We start from the raw sequence: 24,246 nt of genomic DNA, 5'->3' as shown, positions 1-24,246 counted from the left end.
ACTACTGCTCCTGCAGCTGAGCGGCGACACTCCGAGCGTCGTCGACGCCGTCGAACTCGTGGATCCGGACCCCCTGCACGACGCGGTTTACCGTGCCGCTCGGGAACGGGTTGTCCGGGGTCGCACCGAGCTGCAGCGAGTAGGACAGGCCGAGCAGCTGCGCGACGAGCACGTAGCCGATCGCGAGCTGCGCGTCATCGAGGCCGGCGAGCTCGGGCAGCACCCAGTCGTACGCCGTCGCATCGGCGACGGGCTCGGAGGAGATCGCGATCACGCGCTCCGGCGAGAGCGTCTCGCGCAGTTCGGCGACGATGTCGAGGTCGTACCGCCGCGTGTACGGATCGGACGACAGGTAGACGACGACGAGCGTGCTGTCGTCGACGACCGCCTTCGGACCGTGACGGAACCCGAGCGCCGAGTCGTAGTAGGTGACGATCCGTCCGGCGGTCAGCTCGAGCAGCTTGAGCGCCGACTCCCGGGCCAGACCGGTGAGCGGGCCGCTGCCGATGTAGACGACGCGTTCGCAGCCCTCGTTGGCGAGCGCGCGGATGTCCACCTCGCGGTGGTCGAGGATCGTCGTCGCGCCGGACGCGAGCGCCTGCACCGCGGCGTCGTCCGCGCCGCCGAGGATGAGGAGCACCGAGAGCAGCATCGAGCTGAAGCTCGACGTCATCGCGAAGCCCTCGTCGTTGGATCGCCGGGGCATGAGCACGGTGAGCGACGACGAGCGTTCGTGGTGGCGTCGGTACAGCTCGCCGGTCTCGTCGCACGTGATCACCAGGTGGTGCACCTCGGCGAGTTGCTGGTCGGCGAGTTCCGTCGCGGCGACGCTCTCCGGGCTGTTGCCGGAGCGCGCGAACGACACGAGGAGCAGCGGGACGTCCTCGGCGAACGACTCCTGCGGGTTGGAGACGATGTCGGTGGTCGCGACGGCGTCGATCCGGCGACGGAGCGTCCGGGTCAGGGCGGGTGCCGCGATCTCGCCGATGAAGGCAGAGGTCCCCGCACCGGTCAGGACGATCCGCAGCTCGGGTCGGGCGAGGAGCGGTGCGAGGAACGCGTCGATCTCCTCGCGTCGGGCGGCGATCCCCGTCGACGCCTCGAGCCAGACGTCGGGCTGCTGGGTGATCTCGCGGACGGTGGCTTCCGAACCGACGATGGTGGTGATGGACACGGTTGCTCCTGGGGTGGGTCGAGGTGATGAGGGGAAGTTGCGAGGTATCGGAGTTGGTTCAGCGTGTGACGCGCTCTCGCGGCGATGGAGGCGATCCTGCCACGCCGGGATCGGTGCCTACCCCTTGAGGCCTGAGAAGGTCATGGTGGCCACGAACTGCTTCTGGGCGAAGAGGAAGAACACGATCAGCGGGAGCGTGGCGACGACGTTGCCGGCCATGAGGAGCGCCCAGTCGGTGCGGCGCGCGCCCTGGAAGTTCGTGATGCCGAGCTGCAGCGTGAAGGCCTGGTCGTTGTTGATCGCGATGAGCGGCCAGACGAGGTCGTTCCACGAGCCCAGCAGGGTGAAGATCGCGAGCGTCGCCAGCGCGGGCTTCGCGAGCGGCAGGATCACCCGGAAGAACACCTGCAGGCGGGTGCAGCCGTCGATGAGCGCGGCCTCCTCGAGCTCCGCCGGCAGCGACAGGAAGAACTGCCGCATGAGGAAGATGCCGAACGCCGACGCCAGCCACGGCACGATCGCCGCCCCGAGGCTGTCGATGAGCCCGATCCGGGAGAACAGGATGTAGGTCGGGATCATCAGCAGCTGCGTCGGGATCATGATCGTCGCGACGATCATGAGGAAGCCCATCGTCTTGCCGCGGAACTTCAGGCGCGCGAACCCGTAGCCGGCGAGCGAACAGAGCACGAGGTGGGACAGGACCGCGACCGTCGATACGATGACCGTGTTGCCCAGCCAGAGCAGGATGTTCGACTCGGAGAAGAGCTTCGCGAACCCGTCGAAGGTGATGTGCGAGGGGAGGATGCGGGGCGGATAGGTGTTGATCTCCGACTCCGGCGTCACCGAGGTGATGAACATCTGCACGAACGGGATCGCGAAGATGATCGCGATCGGCGCGAGCACGAGGTGCCAAAGGCTGAAGCGCCGACGGGTGCGTCGTTCAGCGGGCGGGGCGGTCACGGACGGCTTGCCGGTGGCGGCGTCACCGCGTGGTGGGGTGGTCAGGACGGTCATCAGAATGCCTCCACGTTGGAGCGGCGGGAGTACAGGACGACACCGATCGTGGCGATGAGTGTCACCACGAAGAGCCCGTAGGCGACCGCGGAACCGTACCCGAACTGCAACTGCTTGAACGCCGCGTCCCAGAGGTAGAACACGATCGTCTGGGTGGCGCCGAGCGGGCCGCCTCTCGTGGTGGTGTACACGAGGTCGAACAGCTGGATCGCCTGGATGAACTGCCAGATGGCGACGAACACGGTTACCGGTCCGAGCTGCGGGAAGGTGATGCGCCAGAACGACTGCCAGGCGTTCGCGCCGTCGATCCGCGCCGCCTCGAGCAGCTCGGAGGGGATGTCCTGCAGGGCAGCCAGGTAGATGACGGTCGTGAACGCCGCCTGCCCCCAGAGCGACATGATCGTGATGACGACCATCGCCTGCCCCTGGTCCTCGAGCCAGCCCTGCGCCGGGAGTCCGAGGAACCGGAACACGGTGTTGAGGAGCCCGAACTGCGGGTTGAAGAGGTAGGTCGTCAGGATGCCGGTCGCGGCCGCGGAGGCGACGAAGGGGACGAAGATCGCCGTGCGGTAGACGCCGATGAAGCGGATCCGGCGGTTGAGGGCCACGGCGAGGAAGAGTCCGAGTCCGAGCGACGCCGGGACGAACAGGAGCGTGTAGACGACCGTGTGGACGACGGCCGCCTGCAGCTCGTCGTTGCCGATCATGCTGGCGTAGTTCTCCAGCCCGACCTGCTCCGGCTCGCTGAACCCGTCCCACTTCTGGAGTGACAGGAAGAACGCCCAGATCGCGGGGAAGATCGACAGGCCCAGCACGATGAGCATCGCCGGGGCGACGAAGCCCCACCCGGTGAGGTTGTCGCGAAGTCGGTTCTTGCCTCGCCGAGACGGAGCCGGGAGACGTTCGGGTCGCTCCGGCTCCGTCCTGGGGGTCGTGTCGCGTCCTGTGACCGTGGACATCAGTCCTCCGCCAGGGCGTCGTCGGCGGCCTTCGCGGCATCCTCGAGGGCTTGCTTCGGGTCGCCCTGGCCCTGCAGCACCGAGGAGATCGCCTTGCCGATGGCCTCCGACAGGCCGACGTAGCCGGGCACGGTCGGGCGGGCCTGCTTCGCGTTCACGCCGTTCTCGGCCATCACGTCGAGGCCGGGCAGCTGAGCCACCTGCGCCTGGAACTCGGGGGTGTCGATCTCGCTCGACCGCAGCGGGAGGTTGCCGTAGGCGACGTTCCACTTGAGGTCCTGCTCCGAGTCGGTCAGCCACTTCGTGAACTCGTACGCCCAGTACTCGCGGTTCTTGTCCTTGTGGTCGAACAGCGCCCACACGTCGGGGCCGGAGACGGTCTGGTGGTCGCCGTCGGTGCCGGGGAGGACGGTGACGCCGTACTTGGTGCCCTTCGTCTGCAGGGTCGACAGCTGCCACGGACCGGAGGTGATCATGCCGATGCGGTCGCTGGCGAACAGGTCGCCGAACTTCGTGTCGGTCTGGTCGAGGTAGACGCTCTTGTCGTCGACCGCCATGTCGCGGAGGAAGGTCAGCGCGTCGACGCCCGCGTCCGAGGCGAACTCGGCCGTCTTGGCGTCGTCGGAGATGATCGACCCGCCGTTCTGCCACAGGTGCGGCCAGAACTGCCAGGTCGTCTCCTCGCTGCCCGACACCGAGTATGCGTAGCCGTAGGTGTTCGTCGACGGGTCGGTGAGCTGCTTCGACGCCTCGCGGAAGTCGTCCCAGGTCCAGTCGGCCGTGGGGTAGTCGACGCCGGCCGCGTCGAACACGGTCGTGTTGTACAGGAGCGAGATGTTGTCGACCACGGCGGGGAAGCCGATCGTCTTCTCGCCGGTCGGCTGCACCGTCTTCCGGGCCGCCTCGGAGAACTCGTCCCACTTCACGTCTGGCTCCGCCACCTGGTCGGTGATGTCGAGGGTGCGGCCGGACGCCTCGAGTCGGCTCGCCCAGGAACCGAAGGCGTACGAGACGTCGGGGTAGTTGCCGCCCGCGAAGCTCGCGGAGAGCTTCTGCAGGAGGTCCTCCGTGGACGGCGCGCCCGAGGACACGTCGATGGTCACGTTGGGGTGCAGCTTCTCGAAGTCGTCGACGAGACCGGTGAGGATCTGCTGGGCCGCGTCGGCCTGCCCGGTCCAGAAGGTGAGCTTCACCTTCGCGTCCTTGTCGAGCGTCGTGGCACCGGACGATCCGCCGGCGCACCCGGAGAGTGCGAGCGCTCCGACGGCGAGGACGGCGGTCGCGGTGATGAGGCGACGTGCGCGGCGGGCGTGCGGTGAGGTGGAAGCGTGGATCGTGGAACGGGGTGGGAACATCGGTGGTCGTCTCCTGTGTCGATCGTTCGGGAACGGTGCGGGTCTGCGGTGCTTCGGGTCGGTCAGATGCGGTCGGCGGGGATGATCTCCCGCAGCGGCTCCGGCAGCAGCTCGCCGTGCGCGGCGACGAGGTCGTTGCACAGCTCCCAGATCTGCTCGGGCGTGAGGGTGGACGAGGCGTTCGGGTCCATCAGGACCGCCTGCCGGATGAGGGTCGGGTCACCGGTGCGAGCGGCCTCGATCGTGAGTTCGGCGACCGAGACGTAGGGGCGGTTGAGCGCGGCGCACTGCACGGGCAGGGCGCCCATGGGCTGCGGGGCGATGCCGTTCCCGTCGACCTGGACGGGGACCTCGACGACGGCGCCCTGCGGCAGGTTGTCGATGAGGCCGCGGTTGACGACGTTGCCGTGGATGAGTCGCGGGGTGTCGGTCACGAGCGAGTGGATGAGCTGCGGGGCGTACTCGCTCGCTTCGTCTTCGAGGGTCAGCGGGGTCCCGGCCGCGAGGGCTGCCTTCGTCGCCTCGAACTCCGCGACGTTCTCCTCGCTGATGCCGAGGTACTCGAGCGGCTGGAGGCGGAAGCGCTCGACCTGCTCGGGGGAGCGGAGGAACCACGACAGGTACTCGGAGGAGTGCTCGCTCGTCTCGGTCGGGTAGTAGCCGATGCGGCGGAACATCTCGACGCGCACGCGGCGGCTGAGCTCCGGGTCCTCGCGGATGCGGTCGCGCAGGGCCGGGTAGAGGTCGCGGCCCTCGTGGGTCCACTCGAGCAACCACGACTGGTGGTTGACGCCGGCGGCGCGGTAGCTCGTGCCCTCGATCGGCACGCCGACGAGCTCGCAGAGGTCGTTGACCGTCCAGAACACGCTGTGGCAGAGGCCGATCGCGCTGATGTCGGGGGCGACGACCGACGCCCACCAGATGTTCATCGCCATCGGGTTGGTGTAGTTCAGGAGGTGGGCGTCGGGGCAGATCTCCCGCATGTCGGCGGTGAGGGCAGAGAGCAGCGGGAAGGTGCGGAGGGCGCGGAAGACGCCGCCGACGCCGGTGGTGTCACCGATGGTCTGCAGGAGACCGCGCGCTGCCGGGATCTCGAGGTCGGAGACGGTCGCGCGGATGCCGCCGACCTGGACCATGTTGATCACGAAGTCCGCGCCGGCGAGAGCGCGACGACGGTCGGACTCCGCCGTGATCGTCGCCCGGCCGTCGAGGCCTTCGTCGACGTGGCGGGCGGTGCCCTCGGCCACGGCGAGGCGTTCGGGGTCGATGTCGTGCAGGACGATCTCGAGGCCGGCGAGGTCGCGGTAGCGGAGGAGGTCGGCGATGAGTTGGCGGGTGAAGACGACGCTGCCCGCCCCGATGAAAGTCACTCGTGTCATGGAGTGATCATCGACTACAGTGATCGAACCGAGCAAGAACTTGATCGGAAATCGACTCAAATGCTCACTTTCGCTGAGCATCTGGTGCGGGATGCGGCGGGTGCGGCGGTCGAGCTCTGGCGAGTCGGTCGACGAAGCACCCGAGGACGGAGGCAGTGATGCGAGCACCCACAGCGGCGGAACTGTCTCGACATGCGCCGTCGGGCAAGCGCAGCCAGCGGATGCGCGACATCCTCGCGCTGCTCGCCGTCGACGACGTCGTGGTCTCGATCGACGAGCTCACCGAGCGGCTCCAGGTCTCGGCGCCGACGATCCGGCGCGACCTGGCCGACCTCGACGACCTCGGACTCGTCCTCCGCACCCACGGTGGCGCTCGCGCGATCGAGGCACGCGACGAGGTGCCGGTCAGGTTCCGTGACACGCAGTTCCGTGAGGCGAAGCGGCGGATCGCGATGCGGGTGGCGGAGATGATCCCCGCGGGGCCGTACGCCATCGCCCTGAGCGGTGGCACGACGACCGCGGCGGTCGCGAAGGAGCTGTCGAACCGGTCGGAGCTGACGATCGTGACGAACTCGCTCACGACGGCGACCGAGATCGCCTCCCGGCCGAACCTGCAGGTGATCATGACCGGCGGGCTGGTGCGGTCGACGTCGTTCGAGGCGGTGGGGGCGCTCGCCGAGAACACCTTCAGTGCGATCAACGTGGGTACCGCGATCCTCGGGACCGACGGCATCAGTGCGCAGGGCGGTGCGACGACGCACGACGAGCGTGAGGCTCGGACGAACCTGGCGATGGTGCGGCACGCGCAGCGGGTCATCGTGGTCGCCGACGGCTCGAAGGTCGGGCGGGTCACACTCGCGCGCATGGCCGAGTTGGGGCAGATCCACGACCTCGTGACCGACTCCTCCGCCGACCCCGATGAGCTCGAGCGCCTCGCGGCCGCGGACATCGCGGTCCACGTCGTCGCCCTCTGACCCGTCCCTCCCTCCGCTGTGGCTGGTGCCAGCGCGGTGCGCTGACGTGAGCGCGGGTCTCCGGAGGGGCGCGCTCACGGTCGTGGGGTGCGCCCGCGCCGAGTGGCGCACACTCGCGTCAGCGCACCGCGCCGACCTCAACCCCACAGATGTCGCGGGCGCAGGCAGCATTGTTCTAGTACCATTGCAAACATGTTGTTCCGCGTCGATCCCACCTCCGCGGTCTCGCTCGCCGAGCAGATCGCGGTGCAGGTGCGCTCCGGTATCGCGACGGGAGCGCTCGCGCCGGGGGAGCGCCTCCCGCCTGCTCGCGACCTCGCCCGAGCACTGCAGATCAACATGCACACGGTCCTCCGCGCCTACGGAGAGCTTCGCGACGACGGACTCATCGGGATGCGACAGGGCCGCGGCGCGTGGGTGAACGAGGACGCAGCCCCGGGCCTCGTCCGGGTCAACGAACTCGTCGCCCAACTCGTCACCGAGGCACGCAAGTTCGGGATCACCCCGAACGACCTCAGCCGGATGATCGAACGCACCTGACGATCGCCGACGCCACCGCACGACCACGTCGGCCGAGGACACCGGCGGTCAGACCACCTCAGCAGCTCAGGGGGAGCACATGCACGACACCACCACACCGCCACCGGCAGCACCAGCGCGCGGACGAATCGTCCTGGCCGGCCTCGCCATGGCCGTCCCGGCGATCGCGATCGCACTCACGCGGCTCGTCTGGGGCGATGCGATCCCGGCCGACGTCGCCTCGCACTGGTCGGGCACCGGCGCACCGGACGACTCCATGCCCGCCGCGCGCGTCTTCCTCGTGACGTTCATCATCGCGTCCGTCGCCGCTATCGCAGCGGCCATCCTGCTCGCCCTCCCGCGGCCCGGCATGCGGACCAAGCGCATGATCGTCCTCTTCATCGGTATCGCCGCCGGGTCGGCCGCCTCCGTCTGGGTCATCCCGACGTGGCTCACGTTGCAGGCCGGCTCGGTCGACGGTGCCGTCCTCGGGTGGTGGGTCGTCCCCCTCGCCGCGTGCTCGCTCTGGGGCGTGATCCCCGCCATGATCCTGCCGGCTCAGCCGCTGCTCGCCGGGGCAGCCGCTCGGCCCGCGCCGATGGACCTCGGCGAGACCGAGGTCGGTGCCTGGAGTCGGAGCGTCACGGCCCTGCTGTTCCTCTGGCTCACCCTCGCACTCGTCGCGATCGGCGCCGTCGCCTACACGCCGATCCTGCTGCGCGGCGAGTCGGGCGTCGCGATGTTCGGTCTGTCGATCCTCGCTGTCGCGACCCTCCTCTGTGCTTCGTTCATCCGCCTCCGGATCAGCGTCGACTGGCGCGGCCTCCGCGTCGTCTCCCTCTTCGGTATCCCCATGAAGCGCATCCCCCTCGACCAGGTCGACGTCGTCGAGGCCACCGACATCCGCCCGATGGACTGGGGCGGCTGGGGCTACCGGATCATGCCCGGTCGCTCGGCCGTCGTGCTGCGCTCCGGGCCCGGACTCGTCGTCACGAGCACCTCCGGCAAGCAGTTCGCGATCACGATCGACGACCCTGAGGAACCCGCCGCACTCCTGCAGGCGCTCGTCGCCCGAGCCGGATCGCGCGCCTGACGTTGCACCGCGTGACGAAGCGGACGTCGAACCTGTCGTGAAGCCGTACGGTGAATCCATGAGCGAAGCGCCCCTGGCCACGGAGCCGACCACGACCGCACTGCCCTCGACCACGATCGGCGCGGGCGACACCGCCGCGGAGGTCGGCGCCATCGGGTACGGTGCGATGTCCATCGCCGGTACCTACGGGGCGATCGCCGACGCCGAGGTCACCACCATCCTCGACGCCACCCTGGCGAGCGGCGTGAACCTCATCGACACCGCGAACGTCTACGGCGAGGGCCGGAGCGAGGAGCTCCTCGGCCGGTACCTGACCGGGCGCCGTGACGACGTCTTCCTGGCGTCCAAGGTCGGCATCGTCACCGGCGGCGGCATCGGCAAGCGAGGGATCCGCGGCGACCGTGCTCACCTCCACGAGCAGATCGACGGGACGCTCACCCGCCTCGGCACGGACCACCTCGACCTCTACTACCAGCACCGCGTCGACCCGAACGTACCGATCGAGGAGACGGTGGGGGCGCTCGCCGAACTCGTCGCCGCCGGCAAGGTCCTCCGCATCGGTCTGTCCGAAGCGACGGGCGACGAACTCCGCCGCGCGCACGCCGTGCACCCGATCGCCGCGATCCAGTCGGAATGGAGCATCGTCAGCCGCGACATCGAGACCTACGTGGTCCCGACGGCGGCGGAACTCGGCGTCACGGTCGTCGCGTTCTCACCGCTGTCGCGCGGACTCTTCACCGAGGACTTCACAGCCGAGACGGTGCCGCTCGGTGGAACGCGAGCGAACTTCCCGCGCTTCCAGCCCGAGCACCTCGCGGCGAACCTCGAACTCGCGGCACGCTTCCGGAGCCTCGCCCGCCGCATCGGGACGACCGCGGAGGCGCTCGCGCTCGCCTGGGTGCACGACCGCGGGCAGCAGCTCGGCGCACGGGTCGTCTCGATCCCCGGCACCCGGAGCGTCGCGCACCTGCACGCGAACCTCGAGGCGTTCCAGGTGGAGCTGACGGACGAGATCCGGGCCGAGATCGACACCTACGCCGACCAGGTGAGCGGTGCGCGGGCCGCCGACCCGAACTGGGTGTCGGGCGGCCGCGAGGGGCTCATCTGATCGGGACCGAGCTCGAGCACGTTCTCGGTCACGCGGTCAGCAGCCGATGGCGGGTGTGCCGGGTCGGCAGGGTTTGTCGACGCCGATGGTGGAGTTGCGGACGATCTGGACCGTGTGGGGTTCTTCGGTCGGGATCGGCAGGGTTCCGATGACGGGGAGCCAGCCACTCTCACCGATGCGGTACTCGGCGGCGTACTCGACGTCGACGGTGATGGTCTTGGTCCCGACGGTCGTGTAGCGGTGACTGGTCGGGGTCTTGGAGAACTCCGCGAGCCCGAGGGCGGCCCAGCTGGATCCGCCGGTTCGGGTGGTGGTCGTGTCGCCGTCGCCGTAGTCGAAGGTGAAGCCGACGGGGATGAAGTGCACCTCGGCGACCTGGCCGAGGAGGGTGCCGGTTCGGGTGTGTCCGGAGGCGCCGGCGATGACGTTCGTGTGGAGCCCACGGACACCCCAGGCGGCGGGTTCGGTAGTGAGGGTGGGTGCGGCGGGGGCGAAGCTGGCGACGTCGCGGATCGTCACGGGCTGCGCGGCGGGTGCTGCCCCCAGGTCGGTGCCGAGGTCGCCGGGAGTGAAGGTGTAGCACTCGTCGGGGCGCATGAGGCTGCAGACCGTCCGCTCACCGTTGGGCCCGTCGGTCACCCCGGGAGGCAACTCGGCCGACCCGCCACCACCGCTGTCTCCGCCCGTTCCGCCGCCGGAGCCACCGCCGCCGCCCGAACCAGGCTGCTCGACACTGCCCCCGATGTCGACGGAGCCACTTCCGATACAAGCGCCATTCATGTAGTCGACCTCGGTGCAGTTGTTTGCAGATGCCGACGTGACAGGAGTAGTGAGCGATACAACGGCGATCAGAGCGAGCACTAGAGCGCCTCTTCTGATCATGAGCAGATCTCGCTTTCCGGAACAGGCTTCTTCGTTGATATCAGCAGTTCCCCGTCCGCTGCGGTGAGCTGTAGCTCCGTTGAGCGGAGCTGATCCCGCTCTGGATTGACAACTGAGGTTCCGCTGGAGTCCAGAACGTCGACGCCGGCGTAGTCGATGCACGCTTGAGCAACTGCGATCACGCCGATAGCGTCGGGCCGAGGCCACCACTGGACGAGCTCGACGCGCTGAAGGGTGGCTTCGCCGGTAGTTCTCCAGCCCTTCGCCGCCATGTCTGCGAATCCTGCAGTCTCTGCATCTCTCAATTCGGGCGCGAGAAGGTGGTCGAGCCGTTCTGGTTCCTGTCCGCCTTTGGCGCCAATAGTGTTCACGACGGTGACAAATGAACCGACCGTCTCCGTCACCGCGGCCAGAGCCTGTTCCTCGTTCTCGAAGACCGGCGGAGTGCTCTTCGGAGGGGGTGCCGGCTCGGCTTTAGTGCACGCGGTGAGGGCGAGGAGTCCCATCGTGAGAGCGAGAGCGGAGGCGGTTCGAGGCAGGGAGGTCGTTGACATTCCTCGACGCTACGGCCGGTCGAGGAGGCCCCCCGGGTTATCCACAGAGCAGATATGCCTACACCGACATATGTCGCGAATGAGGCCTTCGCGCTAGCGCGGTGCGCTGACGTGAGCGCACCCCGGGGGACGTGAGCGCGGGTCTCCGGAGGGGCGCGCTCACGTCGGTGACCCGCGCTCGCGTCAGCGCACCGCGCTGGCGTCGGACCCTGGGTCAGGCGCGGCCGAGCCACCAGGCGGGGGAGGCCGCGATGACCGTACGGGCCGCCGCGTCGATGTCGTCGAGGTCACCGGATCGCAGCCACTCCTCGATCGCCGCGACGGTGCCGGCACCGGCGTAGGCCACGAGCATGCGCACGTGTCGCTCCGGTGTGATGCCGTCCTCGCGGGGTGGGGCGATGTGCGGGTGTCGGTCGAGGTGGTGCGCGAGCGCCTGCTCGATCCGCTCGGTGAGGGCATCGCGCAGAGGTCCGATGAGCCGGGGGTGCATGGCGTTGCGGTAGATCGTCGCGTGCTCGGCGACGTGACGCAGGAGGTCGCGCTCGGACTCGTCGAAGACGCTCAGCGTCGAGTCGCTGTGCGCCGGCAGATCGGCGTGCGCGCGGAGCGTCTCATCCAGTTCCTCGCCGAGCACGTCGGCGAGCAGGTGGACGGGCGTCGCGGCGTGACGGTAGAAGGTGTCGCGGGTGATCCCCGCCACCCGGGACACCTCCGCCACGGTCACCTGATCGATGCGCTTCGCCGCCGCGAGGGTGTGGATCGCGTCGCGGAGGGCACTGCGGGTTCGTGCCTGACGAGGGTCCATGCGTTCACTCTAGTGAGGCCCGACTGGGCGGCTCGTGCCGCAAGTTGCACCCCGGCTCAGAGAGTGCAATACTGCACTTCGTGATGCAGAGTGCAACTTTGACGAATCGGCTGTCCGACCGGATGGCCGCCACCGCTGCGCGGCTGACGACCGTGTCGCGTCGGCTCACGGCCACCCACGGGCTCAACGGCTTCACGATCGAGGAACTCTGCGAGGAGGTCGGCGTCTCGCGTCGCACCTTCTTCAACTACTTCCCGAGCAAGGAGGACGCCGTCCTCGGCGTCGACGAGACCGAGGAGACCGAGCGGTTCGCCACCGAGTTCCTCGCCCTCGGCTCGCGGGGGTGGCGCGCCGTGCTCGACGACTTCATGCTCATCGCGGCCGGTCATGCGGAGCGATCCGGGTTCGGTCTGGCCGAGCACGTCGACTTCCACGCCGCCCTCGAGCGCGAACCCAAGCTGCTGGTCCGCTTCATGGGCCTCAACCGTGAGCGCGAGCAACTGCTCGTCGAGCTCATCGCCACGCGGGAAGGCGTCCCGGCAGACGACCCGCGTGCCCGCGCCTGCGCCGACCTCTTCGGGATGGCGATCAAGACCACGATGACGCGCGTCTTCGGCAGCGGCGTCGCCGAGCTCGGCCAGAGCGGCGAGTTCGACATCGTCGGCTCCATCCGCGACTGCCTGGCGACCTATCGCACCATCCTCGAGCCCGACGACCCCGACGCCGGACCTCCCGCCGCCGCGCCCCAGAACCCCCACACGAACCCCACTCCCCGAAAGGACCTCCCGTGACCGCCGCCACCGCCGCACCCACCGAGGGCCCGATGCTGCTCACCAAGCGCCGCATCTGGATCATCTTCGCCGCCCTCATCGCGGGCATGCTGCTCTCCAGCCTCGACCAGACGATCGTCTCCACCGCCATGCCGACGATCGTCGGACAGCTGGGCGGCGTCGACCACCAGGTCTGGCTCACCACCGCCTACCTCCTGGCGACCACCATCGTCATGCCCGTGTACGGCAAGTTCGGTGACGTCCTCGGCCGTCGTCGGCTCTTCCTCGTCGCGATCGCCCTGTTCACGATCGCCTCCGTCGGCTGTGCGTTCGCGGGCGACTTCACGCAGCTCATCGTCTGGCGTGCCGTCCAGGGCCTCGGTGGCGGTGGCCTCATGATCCTGTCGCAGGCGATCATCGCCGACATCGTGCCCGCCTCCGAGCGCGGCAAGTACCTCGGCCCACTCGGCGCGGTGTTCGGTCTCTCCGCCGTCGGTGGACCGCTCCTCGGTGGCTTCTTCGTCGACCACCTCACCTGGCAGTGGGCGTTCTACATCAACATCCCGGTCGGCATCGCGGCCTTCGCGATCGCGTTCTTCACGCTGAAGCTGCCGAACAAGAAGGCGACCGCGCCGATCGACCTCCTCGGCGTCATCTTCCTTTCGGCGTTCACCACCTGCCTCATCTTCTTCACCGACTTCGGTGGCGACGCCGCCCACGGTTGGGGTGCCATCGAGACGTGGATGTTCGGCATCGGCATGCTGCTCGCCGCGCTGCTCTTCGTCATCACCGAGGCTCGCGCCAAGGACCCGATCATCCCGCTGTCGCTGTTCAAGAACCCGACGTTCATCAACGCGACCGCGATCGGCCTCACGCTCGGCCTCGGCATGTTCTCGGCGATCGGCTTCGTGCCGACCTTCCTCCAGATGTCGTCCGGCACCTCGGCAGCCGCATCGGGCCTCCTCATGATCCCGATGATGGTCGGCCTCATCGGTACCTCGATCGTCTCGGGGAACCTGATCACCAGGACCGGTCGCTACCGGATGTTCCCGGTCATCGGCACGCTCATCACCGCCGCCTCCATGGTCGCGTTCACGACGCTCACGGCGGACACCCCGATCTGGCTGATCTGCGTCTTCCTGTTCTTCTTCGGCGCCGGTCTCGGCCTGATCATGCAGGTCGTCGTGCTCGTCGCCCAGAACTCGGTGGACGCGTCGATGGTCGGAACCGCGACCAGCACGAACAACTACTTCCGCGAGGTCGGTGCGTCGCTCGGTGTCGCCGTGTTCGGCACGATCTTCACCACGCGGCTCACCGCGAACCTCAAGGACGTCTTCGCGAGTTCGGGAGCCAGTGCTGGGGACGCCTCCAGCGCGGCGGCGACGATCGACCCGCAGACGCTCAGCCAGCTCCCGCCAGGCATCCGCGACGGTGTGGTCACCGCTTACGCCGATGCTCTGGCTCCGGTGTTCTGGTACCTGTTGCCGTTCATCGGCGCGGCCTTCCTGCTGTCGTTGTTCCTCAAGCAGATCCCGCTGTCCGACGTCGCCGGGCTGGTCGCCCGCGGTGAGGCCGTCGGTGGAGACGAGGCCGAGTCGCTCGAGGCTGCAGCGCGCGGCAAGGTGCCTGCGTCGACCAGCGGGGCGCCCTCGCTCGACCGGGCTTCGGGTGGCGACGGCGTCGGGGCGGACGCCGATCGCGAGCAGTCGCCGCGGTAGGCCTCAGCGCCACCTGACGCCGGCCCTGGGACACTTCGTCCCGGGGCCGGCGTCGTCATGCTGAGGGCCACCTGGAACTATCTGACACGTGACTGATAGGTGCGTATGCTGGAGACGCTCGCCAGAGCCGGTGAGCAGAACGGAGTGGCATCATGTCGAATGCATCAATCCAGGGCCGGTTCGCCGGCAAGGTCGCGATCGTCACCGGGGGCGTGTCCGGCATCGGGGCGACGATCACCGAGCGGCTGGTCGCGGAGGGCGCCTCGGTGGTCGTCGCGGACATCAACGCCGAGCTGATCGCGAGCGCCACCGAGACCTTCGGTGAGCGCGTGTGGGGTCGGCGCACCGACGTCACAGACGAGGCGGACTTCTCCGCGCTGGTCGCCGAGACCGTCGAACGTTTCGGCACGCTCGACACGCTCTTCAACGTCGCCGGTGGATCACGTGCCGGGACGATCACCGATATCTCCTTCGAGGACTGGGACTTCACGGTCCGGCTGAACCTCTACAGCGCCTTCAACGGCACGCGTCTCGCCGCCCGCCAGTTCCTCGCCGAGGGCAAGGCCGGCGCGATCGTCAACATCGCCTCCCTCAACTCGCTCGTTCCGATGCACTTCGGCGTCGGATACACGGCGGCGAAGGCCGGCGCGGTGATGCTCACGAAGCAGGCGGCACTCGAACTCGGCGAGCACGGGATCCGCGTGAACGCGGTGTCACCAGGCCTCGTCGCGACGCCGTTGACGAAGTCGCTGACCGACATCCCCGGTGTGCAGGCCGCGTACGACGAGCGCATCCCGCTCCGTCGTGCCGCCGCCCCCGAGGAGATCGCCGCTGCCGCGCTGTTCCTCGCGAGCGACGACGCCTCGTACATCTCGGGCGACAACCTCGTCGTGGACGGGGCCTGGCAGACCACCGGCTATCCGGACCTGCGGCCGTTCATGAGCTGATCGGTCACGCTCGCGGTCGTCGCCTACCCGCTCGGGGAGACGACCTTGACGCGGGAGTGACCCGAGGGCCCTCCGGTGGACTCGATGTAGGTCTTGAACGCCTGGAGGGTCCCACGCACGACCCGCCCGGCGAGGCCGAGCGCGGCCGCGGTGCGTTCCATCGCGTTGACCGGCTTCCAGTGCACCGTGACGTCCACGCGGGTCTGCTGCTTGTCGATCGCCTCGAACGCGGCGTCGCCGCTGAACCAGACGTCGCCCTCGATGGTGCGCCAGACCAGGCGTTCCTCCGGGAGTTGCTCCAGGATCTCGGCCAGGAACTGACGCGAGAGCTTGCTGATCGCGACGGTCCAGCGACTGTAGACCTCACCGGTCACCTTCACCTCGCGCACAGCCGGCAAGAACTCCGGGTACGACTCGAAGTCGACCCACTGCTTGTAGACGGCCGCGATCGGCAGGTCGACGACGATGCTGTGCTGCACGGTCGAGACGCCGTCCTCCGCCGCCCGGGTCCGCTTCGTCGTCTCGTCGGTCTGGGGCTCGTTCGATCCGTCGTCGGGCCCGGCCGCGGTGCTTCCTCGTCGCTTCATTTATCCTTCTTGCCGTTGCCGTTGCCGTTGCCGTTGCCGTTGCCGTTGCCGTTGCCGTTGTCGCCGTTCTTCCCCTTGTCCCCATTCTTCCCGGAGTCGTCCCCGTTCCCGTCATCCGTCGGCGTCACCGGTTCGACGGGGGTGGCGGGATCGACCGAGCTGGGCTCGGCGGTCGGGGTCGGGGTCGGGGTGGGGGTGGCCGGTGTGAGATCAGCTCGCACCGCCGAGATGGCGGCTCGGATGGTCGTCGCGCGGGCCGCCGAGACAGCCCCGGACGCCTCCGCCTCAGCCAGCTTCGCTTCGAGTGCGTCGAGAGCGCTCAGTGCACCCGTCGTGTCGCCGGCGGCGGCCGCGTTCGCCACCCCGAGCACGCTGCTCTGCAACTGCTGACCGGTCGCGGGCTCGAGGTCGGCTGGCGCTCCGGCGCAACCGCTCAGCAGTGCGACGACGATGAGGGGTGTGGCGATCAACCCGAGTCCAGACCTCCGTCGGTGCCTCATGGCGTCACCTCCCGCATGAGTTCCCGCAGGTGCGTCGACAGCGGCTCGGGCAGGGTGGGCAGCGTCGGGGCGGGCGGCTGCGCCTGGGACACGAGGAACCAGACGACCGCGACGGTGATCACCAGCAGCACGGCCGCGAGGATCAGCCAGCGTCGAAGGCGCCGCGGCTGGCGCACTGCGGCCTGGCGCCGTGCACCGCCGTCGAGACGTCGCTCCGAGCGGCGAGCGCCGTCGAGCACCGCGGTCGGGCCGGTCTCGGCGGGCGTGTCCGCCGTCGGCGCGAGCGGTGTCGTCGCCGTCAGGAGCCCCGTCGATCCCTCCGGTGCGGTGGCGAGCGGTGTCGCCGAGTCGAGCCGTTCGGTCGCAGCCGTGGGTTCCGGGTCTGCGGTCACCAGCGGTGTCGAGGTCGCGACGGTCGCATCCGCCGGGTCCAGCGCGGGATCCATGCCACGGACGGCCACCGCCACCTCGAGGGCGGTGGGGCGCTGGGCCGGGTCGGACGCGGTCATCGCGGTGAGGAGCGACTTCCACTGGTACCCGAGCTCGCCGGGGATCGTCGGCGGCGCGTTCAGTCGCGCCATGAGGGAATCGTGCGTGGTGGTCTGCGGGTAGGCGCGGCGACCGGTCAGCGCTTCGAGGAGCACGAGTCCCAACGCGTACACGTCGGCTGGCGTCGCCGGGTCCGCACCACGGACCAGCTCTGGGCTGAGATAGGCGACCGTGCCCATCAACGAGCCAGGCGCGGTCATCCGGGTGCTGTCGATGAGGTACGCGATGCCGAAGTCAGCAAGCTTCGCGCGATACTCCTGGTGGGGCAGGATCGTCGGTCGCAGCAACACGTTCGACGGCTTGATGTCGCGGTGGACGACCCGCGCCGCGTGCACGGTGTGGAGCGCCTCTGCGAGGTCGACGGCCATCGCGGCGACCTCGGACGACGGAAGCGGCGACCGGGCGATGCGTTGGGACAGCGTCGGACCGTCGACGTGCTCCATGACGAGGTACGAACCGTCGCCGGCGACGACCCTGGCATCGAACAGGGTGACGAGGGCGGGGTGGTTCAGCGACGCCAGCAGGCGCGTCTCCGAAGTGGTCCTGGCGCCGTCGGTCGCATCGGTCGTGCCCGGGCGGAACAGCTTGACCGCCACCTTGCGCCCGAGCACCTCGTCGGTCGCCAGATGGACGGTCGCCATCCCGCCGGCACCGATCGGTCGCTCGAGTCGGTACCGACCATCCAGGAGCTCGCCGGTGCGAGGCGGCGCGGTAGCCGGGTCGGTCATGGGTGGCGCGGTCGGTCCGGTCGTCAGAGGACGGGGCCGTCGTTGTCGGTCGTGCTTCGGCGGGTCACACGCTCGCCACTGCTGGGGTCCACGGCGGAGCGAGTCGTCGACGACACCTGTCGGTGGCGCAGCACGAGCACGAGGGAGATGAGGAAGACGACAGCACCGGCCGCCATGAGGATGTATCCGATGAGTGTGAGGTCGACCGCGGGGACGTCGACGTTCACGGCGAAGGCGAGGATGGCGCCGATGACGATCAAGGCGATTCCGGTTCCGATACCCATGACAAGCTCCTCCTTCAGGTGACCGGGACCTCGGGCGGGCGTGCTCGAGCGCGTTCCACGGACGCCTGCATCTATTATTGAGTCAATCACGGTTGAGTCGTCGGGGGTTGTGTCGGTGGAGTCGCTGGCGGTAAGGGCGTCGAAGTTCGCCGCGCTTTCGGAGCCTGCGCGGCTGCGCATCGTCGATCTCCTGGCGCTCGGCGACCTCTCGCCGACCGAGATCCAGCTCGCCCTCGGGATGGGCTCGAACCTCGTCGCCCATCATCTGAACGTCCTGCAGCGGGCCGGGATCCTGTCGCGGTCGCGGTCAGAGTCCGACGGTCGCCGCAACTACGTGCGGCTCGTGCCCGGGGCGTTCGACCGGCTCGCACCGGCGCCGATCCCCGCCCCGGCGCGGGTCGTGTTCGTCTGCACGGCGAACTCCGCGCGGTCGCAGATGGCGGAGGCGCTCTGGCAGGACCGCAGCTCCGTCCCCGTCGCATCGGCGGGTAGTCGGCCAGCGAGCGAGGTCAACCCGGGCGCCGTTCGGGCCGCGGCGCGCCACGGCGTCCGGATCCGTCCGAGGGTCCCACGCGCGACCTCGGAGGTCCTCCGGCACAGCGACTTCGTCATCACCGTGTGCAACCGGGCGCACGAGGAACTCGAGGGGAGGGACGACCTGCACTGGTCGATCCCCGACCCTGCCGCGCCCGCGACGGACGAGGCCTTCGACGAAGCGTTCCGGGACATCCGCCTGCGCGTCGACGAGTTCGTCAGTCGGCTGGCGCCGGCCGCCGGGTAGGAGCGGGACGCCCTGCGGTGGCAGCTGGTCGCGGCACCGACCTCACCCGGCGTCGGGCAGGAGTTCCGGGCACTCGCCGCCGGGGACGGTCGCCAACTCGAAGTGCCAGATCTCGTTCGCGTAGGTCTGGCAGAGGCCGTAGTCGGCGCCGTGCTCGATGAGCCAGTAGTCCGCGTCCGTCGCGCCGATGTCGACGGCCGCCCCGCGCGTGTGCGAGGAGCCGTCCGGCGTGGCGACGTACTGCCGGGCGGCCGACTCGCTGCCGTACTGGAGGATCGCCTCGTCGAGCAGGTGCTGCTGGTACGCCGTGCTCCGCCAGCCGGAGCTCACGTACAGCGCGATGTCGTCCTGCGCTGCTGCGTCGGTCGCCTGCTGGACGGCCTCCAGGAGGTCCGCATCGAGGTTCGCGATGGCCGGGAGATCGGTGTCGTAGGCCGAGTACCGGTTCTCCTCCAGCACACCGTCGTCGGCCCCGAACGCGCCATCCGTCGTGGTCGCGGTTCCGGCATGCGCGTCTCCGGACGGCCGCTCGGCCAGTGCGGTGATCCCGCGAGTGATGGTCGGCGCGACGCCCGTGCACGCCACCAGGGCGATCGCGGCGGTGAGGGCGACGGCCGTGGCGGCGAGGATGACGACGGCTCGGTCGAAGCCTCTGCGGGCGACGGTGCTCCGTCGGCCCGGGCGCCGGTGCGGCTGGTGCTGGATGTCGTGCTGCATGATTCCTCCTCGGTCGGTCGTCGGTGTTCGGCACGCGACGACCAGGCCCCAGTCCAGCTCGTCAGCGGTTGCGCGGGCGTCGGATGATCACCAGACGGTTCCGAAACACGGTGCCGCCTACGATCGACACGACGCCCATCGCGGGCGCCGGAGTGACGCCATCGACGCGTCGTCCGTCACGAACACCGGAGGTCCCATGCGTGTCCTGATCGCCGAGGACGAGCAGTACCTCGCCGAGAGCATCCTCGAGGGCCTGCAGCACGAGGGGCTTGCCGCGGACCTCGTGTTCGACGGCGACACCGCGCTCGAGCGACTCGCCGTCAACGCCTACGACGTCGTGGTGCTCGACCGTGACCTCCCTGGCACGCACGGCGACGACGTGTGCCGCTGGATCATCGCCCAGGAGCTGCCCTGCCGGGTGCTCATGCTCACCGCGGCCGCCGACCTCGACGACAAGGAGAGCGGCTTCGAGATCGGCGCCGACGACTACCTGACCAAGCCGTTCGAGCTGCGTGAGCTCGTCCTCCGGCTCCGGTCGCTGGCGCGTCGACCCAAGGCGTCGCTCCCGCCCGTCCTCGAATACGCCGGTGTGCGGCTCGACCCGTTCCGCCGCGAGGTGTACCGCAACGGCCGGTACGTGCGCCTGGCGAAGAAGCAGTTCGCGGTGCTGGAGATCCTGCTTGCGGCCAAGGGCGGCGTCGTGAGTGCCGAAGAGCTCCTCGAGCGCGCCTGGGACGAGCACGCCGACCCGTTCACGAACGCGGTGCGGGTGACGATGTCGACGCTCCGCAAGGTGCTCGGCGAGCCGTGGATCATCCACACCGTGCCGGCCGTCGGCTACCGGGTCCTGCCGCCGGGTGAGGCTCCCGCCGAAGCGAGCGGTGCGGACATCGACGACGAGGACGACGAGGTGGGCGCATGACCGCCGCTCCGGCCGTCGGTGACGACGCCCGGCCGACGTGGATGACCGCTCGCGTCAAACTCACCGCGACCTATGCGGCCTTCACCGTCGTGACGGGACTCATCGCGCTCATCGTCATCAACGTGATCATCTGGCGGTTCCCCGACTACCCGCTCGCACTGGCGAGCGATCCGAGGCAGTTGTCCGGCATCACGCGCGGTGAGATCCGCGATTCGCTCATCAACTACTCGATGCTCGCGCTCCTCGCGATGGCCGTGATCGGCACCGGCGTCGGCTGGATCGTGGCCGGACGGGTGCTGCGGCCGCTGCGGGACCTCAACGCGGCCGTTCGCGCGGCGGCGGAGGGCTCGCTCGACCACCGCATCGCGATGACGGGTCGCCGCGACGAGTTCCGCGAGCTCGCCGACCGCTTCGACGACATGCTCGCACGCCTCGAGCAGTCGTTCCTGACGCAGAAACGGTTCGCGGCCAACGCCTCGCACGAACTGCGGACACCGCTCGCGACGATGAAGATGCTCATCGAGGTCGCCCAGGCCGACCCGGAGGGCCGTGACGTCGACCGAGCGTTGCGGCGGCTGCACGAGACGAACGAGCGGGGGATCGCGATCGTCGAGGCGCTCCTGCAGCTGAACCAGCTCGACCGCCGACCACTCGTCACCTCGCCCGTCGACTTGGCGGCGGTGGCCCGCGACGCGTCGCAGCTCATCTCGCCGGAGGCCGCGGACGCCGGGGTCACGATCTCGTCGACCGTCCGGAGCGCATCCGTGCGCGGTAACCGCGTGCTCCTCCAACAGCTGTTCACGAACCTGCTGTCGAACGCCGTGCGATACAACAGCGGCCCGGACGGGTGGGTTTCGGTGTGGGTCGGACCCGACCCGCAGGCGCCGGGACGCGCCGTCGTCGTGGTCAGCAACTCGGGGCCGCTGCTCGACGAGGCCGAGGTGGCGCGGTTCGTGGAGCCCTTCGACCGGCGGGACGCGCGGATGGCGCGGGCTGCCGGTCGCGATCGGGGGAACGGTCTCGGGCTGACCCTGGGTGCCCGCATCGTCGAGCTGCACGGTGGGTCGCTGCGGCTCGCACCGCTGCCGGCGGGCGGGCTCGAGGCGACGGTGCTGTTGCCGGCTCACGACGCCGACCAGGCCGGAGCCTGACCGCGGAACGAGGGAACCTGGAACGATGGAACGGCCGACCGATCACGGGATCGGTCGGCCGCTCAGGCTGGTGTGCCGGTCACTGCACGGCGCAGGCCCTGGCCTCATCGAACAGGTCCTCCGGCAGGTCCCACGCTCCGTTCGCATCGGGGTCCGGGACGTCGAACCCCTGGTCACGCAGGCACTGGGCGCGGAGCCGGAGCTCGTCGGAGATCTCGGCCTTGCTGGGCTGGTCGGGGTTCACCGGCGGCGGGCCGAGTTGGTCGGCGCAGGCGTCGTAGGCCGTGTTCATCGCCTCGCCACCGTCGAGGGTGATCGCGGTACCGGGTTCCGGGTCCGGGACGTCGAACCCCTGGTCGCGCAGGCAGCCCGCGAGGGAGATCGTGTAGTCGTCGAACGCCTCGGCGTACGAATCGGCGGTCGAGGGCGATGCACCGCTCGACGGGGCCTCCGCGGATCCGGAGCAGGCGGTGAGCCCGAGCATGAGGGCGAGGACGGGGACGGCGAAGCCGATGGCTGTGGGTCGGCGCATGGGTGGTCCTTTCTGACGGGCGACCGGTGTCGGTCACCTGGCCATCCCATCAACCGGCCTGTTCCGTCCTCGTCTCCCGATCGCCAGACGTCCCCAACACCCCGCCCGTGCCCGCGAACTGTCACCAACGGCTCGTCGGGGCGGCCCGGACTGGCAGCACGTGACAGTTCGCGGGAAGGGGAGGGGTCAGTTCATGCGTGTGACGATCCAGACGATCAGCGTTCCGACGACGAAGGCGACGGGGATCCACCTCCCGGATCGTCGCAACCTGCGGCCGGATGAAGCGACACCCGGCGGCGGGGTGAGCAGCCCGATCGCGGGTGGGCCGGCCTGAGCGCCGGGTGCAAGCGGGTGCTCCGGAGCTCCGGACGTCTGCGGCTGCAAGCGGTCGTCCCGCCACCGAGCCCACTGGTCCAACTTCGTCATCAGCGCGTCGACGATGCCGAACAGCCAGGCCCAGGTGTCGGGATCGAGGGTCGACACCTCCCGTTTCGTGTAGAGGAACAGCCAGTCGTCGATGATCTCCACGTCGAGCTCGGCGGCGTGGTCGATGAACCTCGCCATGATGTCCGGCGTGAACAGGTAGAGCGCGTCGCGTTCGTAGCCTTCGGGGCAGTAGAGCGTGAAGTGCCGGTCGAAGTCGCCTTCCAGGGAGAGTCGCTGGGCCCGTTGGAACGCCGCCGGGAGGTTCGAGCCGAACCCGTTGTTGCCGATCGCATCGAGCACGATGTTCGGCAGGGGGACGTCGAGCTTCACCGCGACGTATCCCCAGTGGTGGGTCGTCGAACTCTTCCCGTGACGGACCGTGTACCGGTAGTTGCCGAACTCCACGGCGCGGGGACGACCACCCCGCAGCACGTCGGTCGACTGCCGCGACGATCCGATCCCGAAGATCATGCCGGGGAACGGAGGGTAGCTGAGGTCTGCGGTGTAGGTCATCCCGTTGGCCGCGGCGAATCGGGAGAGGCGGAAGCGCTTGATGCGCCTCGTACGCCAGGAGAGGACTGCGAACACCGCGACGGCGGCGGCCGCGAGGAGCCCGATCCCGAGCAGCGGCGTCGGGCCGGAGTCGCCTCGAGAGGGCGAGGGCAGCGTTCCCAACAGGACGAACCCGGCGACGGTGACCACGACGATCGCCGCGAGCAGGCCGATGAACAGCCGGGCGGACGGCGCGCGATGGAACGAGGGCGCTTTCGCCATGGCGTCACGGTCGATGGGGTCGATGAGCGCGCGGGTGTCGATCGTGCCGTCCATCCCCTCACGCTACCTGCCCGCGAACGGTCACCAACGGCCAGTCCGAGCGGCCCGGACGAGCAGCACGTGACAGTTCGCGGGCAGGGGGAGGGGACTACATCGAGCGGCGGAGCCAGCTTTCGACGCCGGAGACATGGACCGTCACAAGAGCACGGGTGAGTTCGGTGTCGCGCTTCTCGAGGGCGTCGACGATCGCGTGGTGCTCCTGCAGGGTGCGGGCGACGGCCTTCTCCTCGGTGAGGCCGCGCCAGATGCGGGCCCGGACCGTCTTGCTGCCGAGCGCGGCGAGCAGACTCGCGAGGTAGGCGTTGCCACTCAGCTCGATCACGCGGGCGTGGAACTGCAGGTCGTGCGCGACGAGGTCCTCGACCGTCGTGGACTCGTCGACCTCGTCGACCATGCTGCGCAGCTCCGCGATCCGCTCGTCGTCGAGGTGCTGGATGGCCATCACCGACGCGGAGGGTTCGAGGATGCGGCGCACCTCGAACATCTCGATGAGGGAGGCGTCGGCGTGCATGTCGATGACGAACGACATCGCCTCGTGCAACAGACTCGGCTCCAGCGTCGTGACGTAGGTGCCGTCGCCGCGGCGGACGTCGAGCACGCGGATGAGCTCCAACGCCTTCACCGCCTCGCGGAGGGAGCTGCGGGAGAGTCCCAGGGTCTCGCTGAGCTCCTTCTCCGGAGGGAGGCGCTGACCGGGGGTGAGGTCGCCGGCGACGATCATCGCCTGGATCCGCGCGATCGCCTCGTCCGTGACTGCCATGCGACCCCCTGCTCGAGCGAGACGGTCACGTGGAACACCGCCTCGCGCCATGATACATCCGACGTTTCCGCGGGCCGCGCCCCGACCTGCCTCCACGCACCGCCGACACCTGGCACCTTGTGTTACGTCAGGTTGAGCGCCCTCTCGCGGCCCGTCCGATCACTCCCTACTGTTGCTGCAACCCGACGTCCCGGTGCGCCCCGACCGCACCGACAGCGGACGCC

At 69.2% G+C, this 24,246-nt stretch carries 26 protein-coding genes; 10 read left to right on the top strand and 16 right to left on the bottom strand.

The window, feature by feature from the left end; translation table 11 throughout:
- Window position 1: 1 nt before the first annotated feature.
- The 5 genes from AC4PMY_RS13145 to AC4PMY_RS13125 form a co-directional block, all read right to left on the bottom strand.
- Window positions 2-1,174 carry an SIS domain-containing protein gene (locus AC4PMY_RS13145; RefSeq protein ID WP_491622924.1) on the bottom strand — a complete coding sequence of 391 codons (1,173 nt, stop codon included), beginning with the start codon at window positions 1,172-1,174 and terminating at the stop codon, window positions 2-4.
- A 117-nt stretch (window positions 1,175-1,291) separates the two neighbouring features.
- Window positions 1,292-2,188, bottom strand: coding sequence for a carbohydrate ABC transporter permease (locus AC4PMY_RS13140; protein ID WP_491622923.1), 897 nt, complete (start codon window positions 2,186-2,188; stop codon window positions 1,292-1,294).
- Complete coding sequence (locus tag AC4PMY_RS13135; protein WP_064296759.1) at window positions 2,188-3,147, bottom strand: carbohydrate ABC transporter permease; 960 nt, start codon at window positions 3,145-3,147, stop codon at window positions 2,188-2,190. The genes AC4PMY_RS13140 and AC4PMY_RS13135 overlap by 1 nt, the downstream gene beginning before the upstream one ends.
- Window positions 3,147-4,502: an ABC transporter substrate-binding protein gene (locus AC4PMY_RS13130; protein WP_491622922.1), complete on the bottom strand. Its 1,356-nt coding sequence runs from the start codon at window positions 4,500-4,502 to the stop codon at window positions 3,147-3,149. The genes AC4PMY_RS13135 and AC4PMY_RS13130 overlap by 1 nt, the downstream gene beginning before the upstream one ends.
- 62 nt (window positions 4,503-4,564) lie before the next feature.
- Complete coding sequence (locus tag AC4PMY_RS13125; RefSeq protein ID WP_491622921.1) at window positions 4,565-5,881, bottom strand: alpha-glucosidase/alpha-galactosidase; 1,317 nt, start codon at window positions 5,879-5,881, stop codon at window positions 4,565-4,567.
- A gap of 158 nt (window positions 5,882-6,039) precedes the next feature.
- Here AC4PMY_RS13125 and AC4PMY_RS13120 point away from each other — a divergent pair, with 158 nt between their 5' ends.
- The 4 genes from AC4PMY_RS13120 to AC4PMY_RS13105 all read left to right on the top strand — a co-directional run bounded on the left by AC4PMY_RS13120 (window position 6,040) and on the right by AC4PMY_RS13105 (window position 9,575).
- Window positions 6,040-6,855, top strand: coding sequence for a DeoR/GlpR family DNA-binding transcription regulator (locus tag AC4PMY_RS13120; protein ID WP_079003355.1), 816 nt, complete (start codon window positions 6,040-6,042; stop codon window positions 6,853-6,855).
- Window positions 6,856-7,047: 192 nt separating this feature from the next.
- Window positions 7,048-7,395, top strand: a complete 348-nt coding sequence (locus AC4PMY_RS13115) for a GntR family transcriptional regulator (RefSeq protein ID WP_064296756.1) — start codon at window positions 7,048-7,050, stop codon at window positions 7,393-7,395.
- Window positions 7,396-7,474: 79 nt separating this feature from the next.
- A complete protein-coding gene (locus AC4PMY_RS13110) occupies window positions 7,475-8,467 on the top strand; it encodes a hypothetical protein (protein WP_491622920.1) in 993 nt (330 codons plus the stop codon).
- A 58-nt stretch (window positions 8,468-8,525) separates the two neighbouring features.
- Window positions 8,526-9,575, top strand: a complete 1,050-nt coding sequence (locus AC4PMY_RS13105) for an aldo/keto reductase (RefSeq protein WP_491622919.1) — start codon at window positions 8,526-8,528, stop codon at window positions 9,573-9,575.
- Window positions 9,576-9,611: 36 nt separating this feature from the next.
- Here AC4PMY_RS13105 and AC4PMY_RS13100 read toward each other — a convergent pair whose 3' ends face one another.
- The 3 genes from AC4PMY_RS13100 to AC4PMY_RS13090 form a co-directional block, all read right to left on the bottom strand.
- A complete protein-coding gene (locus AC4PMY_RS13100) occupies window positions 9,612-10,214 on the bottom strand; it encodes a PKD domain-containing protein (protein ID WP_491622918.1) in 603 nt (200 codons plus the stop codon).
- A gap of 239 nt (window positions 10,215-10,453) precedes the next feature.
- Window positions 10,454-11,011, bottom strand: coding sequence for a hypothetical protein (locus tag AC4PMY_RS13095; RefSeq protein ID WP_491622917.1), 558 nt, complete (start codon window positions 11,009-11,011; stop codon window positions 10,454-10,456).
- Between the two features lie 214 nt (window positions 11,012-11,225).
- Entirely contained in the window at window positions 11,226-11,816 is a 591-nt protein-coding gene (locus AC4PMY_RS13090) for a TetR/AcrR family transcriptional regulator (RefSeq protein ID WP_064296406.1), read from the bottom strand.
- Window positions 11,817-11,914: 98 nt separating this feature from the next.
- Between AC4PMY_RS13090 and AC4PMY_RS13085 the strand changes: the two genes are divergently transcribed.
- The 3 genes from AC4PMY_RS13085 (at window position 11,915) to AC4PMY_RS13075 (ending at window position 15,251) form a co-directional block, all read left to right on the top strand.
- Complete coding sequence (locus AC4PMY_RS13085; protein ID WP_491622916.1) at window positions 11,915-12,607, top strand: TetR/AcrR family transcriptional regulator; 693 nt, start codon at window positions 11,915-11,917, stop codon at window positions 12,605-12,607.
- A gap of 32 nt (window positions 12,608-12,639) precedes the next feature.
- Complete coding sequence (locus AC4PMY_RS13080) at window positions 12,640-14,304, top strand: MDR family MFS transporter (protein ID WP_491623090.1); 1,665 nt, start codon at window positions 12,640-12,642, stop codon at window positions 14,302-14,304.
- Between the two features lie 152 nt (window positions 14,305-14,456).
- Window positions 14,457-15,251 (top strand): SDR family NAD(P)-dependent oxidoreductase, encoded by a 795-nt coding sequence (locus tag AC4PMY_RS13075; RefSeq protein ID WP_064296401.1) that lies wholly within the window; start codon window positions 14,457-14,459, stop codon window positions 15,249-15,251.
- A 23-nt stretch (window positions 15,252-15,274) separates the two neighbouring features.
- On the opposite strand, the gene AC4PMY_RS13070 is transcribed toward AC4PMY_RS13075, so the two are convergent.
- Genes AC4PMY_RS13070 through AC4PMY_RS13055 form a run of 4 tightly spaced genes read right to left on the bottom strand, consistent with a single transcriptional unit; the run spans window position 15,275 to window position 17,899 of the window.
- Window positions 15,275-15,838, bottom strand: coding sequence for an SRPBCC family protein (locus AC4PMY_RS13070; RefSeq protein WP_082916198.1), 564 nt, complete (start codon window positions 15,836-15,838; stop codon window positions 15,275-15,277).
- Entirely contained in the window at window positions 15,835-16,308 is a 474-nt protein-coding gene (locus tag AC4PMY_RS13065; protein WP_153303521.1) for a hypothetical protein, read from the bottom strand. The genes AC4PMY_RS13070 and AC4PMY_RS13065 overlap by 4 nt, the downstream gene beginning before the upstream one ends.
- Before the next feature lie 26 nt (window positions 16,309-16,334).
- Window positions 16,335-17,615 carry a serine/threonine-protein kinase gene (locus tag AC4PMY_RS13060; protein WP_491622915.1) on the bottom strand — a complete coding sequence of 427 codons (1,281 nt, stop codon included), beginning with the start codon at window positions 17,613-17,615 and terminating at the stop codon, window positions 16,335-16,337.
- A 23-nt stretch (window positions 17,616-17,638) separates the two neighbouring features.
- The gene (locus AC4PMY_RS13055) at window positions 17,639-17,899 is read right to left on the bottom strand and encodes a DUF6458 family protein (RefSeq protein WP_071258592.1); all 261 of its coding nucleotides are present in this window, start codon (window positions 17,897-17,899) and stop codon (window positions 17,639-17,641) included.
- Window positions 17,900-18,014: 115 nt separating this feature from the next.
- On the opposite strand from AC4PMY_RS13055, the gene AC4PMY_RS13050 reads away from it, so the two are divergent.
- Window positions 18,015-18,680, top strand: coding sequence for an arsenate reductase/protein-tyrosine-phosphatase family protein (locus tag AC4PMY_RS13050; RefSeq protein ID WP_491622914.1), 666 nt, complete (start codon window positions 18,015-18,017; stop codon window positions 18,678-18,680).
- 42 nt (window positions 18,681-18,722) lie between these two features.
- On the opposite strand, the gene AC4PMY_RS13045 is transcribed toward AC4PMY_RS13050, so the two are convergent.
- The gene (locus tag AC4PMY_RS13045) at window positions 18,723-19,397 is read right to left on the bottom strand and encodes a M15 family metallopeptidase (protein ID WP_491622913.1); all 675 of its coding nucleotides are present in this window, start codon (window positions 19,395-19,397) and stop codon (window positions 18,723-18,725) included.
- 196 nt (window positions 19,398-19,593) lie between these two features.
- Between AC4PMY_RS13045 and AC4PMY_RS13040 the strand changes: the two genes are divergently transcribed.
- Together AC4PMY_RS13040 and AC4PMY_RS13035 are read left to right on the top strand one after the other, a co-directional pair.
- Entirely contained in the window at window positions 19,594-20,319 is a 726-nt protein-coding gene (locus AC4PMY_RS13040) for a response regulator transcription factor (RefSeq protein WP_314140367.1), read from the top strand.
- A complete protein-coding gene (locus AC4PMY_RS13035; protein ID WP_491622912.1) occupies window positions 20,316-21,470 on the top strand; it encodes a sensor histidine kinase in 1,155 nt (384 codons plus the stop codon). Before AC4PMY_RS13040 ends, AC4PMY_RS13035 begins: the two co-directional genes overlap by 4 nt.
- 79 nt (window positions 21,471-21,549) lie before the next feature.
- Here the strand turns inward: AC4PMY_RS13035 and AC4PMY_RS13030 are convergent, their stop codons facing one another.
- From AC4PMY_RS13030 to AC4PMY_RS13020, 3 genes are all read right to left on the bottom strand, one after another.
- Complete coding sequence (locus tag AC4PMY_RS13030; RefSeq protein ID WP_491622911.1) at window positions 21,550-22,002, bottom strand: hypothetical protein; 453 nt, start codon at window positions 22,000-22,002, stop codon at window positions 21,550-21,552.
- 186 nt (window positions 22,003-22,188) lie between these two features.
- Entirely contained in the window at window positions 22,189-23,256 is a 1,068-nt protein-coding gene (locus AC4PMY_RS13025; RefSeq protein ID WP_491622910.1) for a hypothetical protein, read from the bottom strand.
- 94 nt (window positions 23,257-23,350) lie between these two features.
- Window positions 23,351-24,022, bottom strand: coding sequence for a FadR/GntR family transcriptional regulator (locus AC4PMY_RS13020; protein WP_064295672.1), 672 nt, complete (start codon window positions 24,020-24,022; stop codon window positions 23,351-23,353).
- Window positions 24,023-24,246 lie beyond the last annotated feature (224 nt).

The organism is Plantibacter sp. MDV22-iso1, from assembly GCF_058408345.1.
This window is presented reverse-complemented; position numbering and strand designations above follow the sequence as displayed.